Source organism: Mycobacterium sp. Soil_C_30 (genome assembly GCF_057656995.1).
In genome coordinates this window covers 1-335 of record NZ_JBDGJH010000073.1, presented here as the reverse complement: position 1 = coordinate 335, position 335 = coordinate 1, and the positions used below count along the sequence as shown (strand labels likewise).

The window sequence follows — 335 nt, the reverse complement described above, 5'->3', positions numbered from 1 at the left end:
ATGGCGCAGAAGATGGTGTCGCGCATGATCATCGGCGGATCGGCGGGGTTGAGGATGATGATGGCCTTGCCCCGCTGGGCGCCGCCGATGTTCTGCACACCGGCACTGGTGGTCTTGGTGAACTCATCGATGTTGGCCCGGGTACCGGGCCCGGCCGACGCCGAAGACACCGACGCGACGATCTCGCCGTAGGGCACCACTCCCCCCTGTTCGACGACAGCGCGACACACTGCGTAGACGATGGGGATCGTGGCCTGGCCACCACAGGTCACCATGTTGACGTTCGGGGCATCGAGATGTTCGCGCAGGTTCGCCGGCGGGATGACGCCCGGGCC

General features: G+C 66.3%; 1 pseudogene. It reads right to left on the bottom strand.

What is annotated here, in order from left to right:
* Nucleotides 1-335: pseudogene (locus AC3A6P_RS36165) on the bottom strand (acetaldehyde dehydrogenase (acetylating)); the annotation flags it as partial.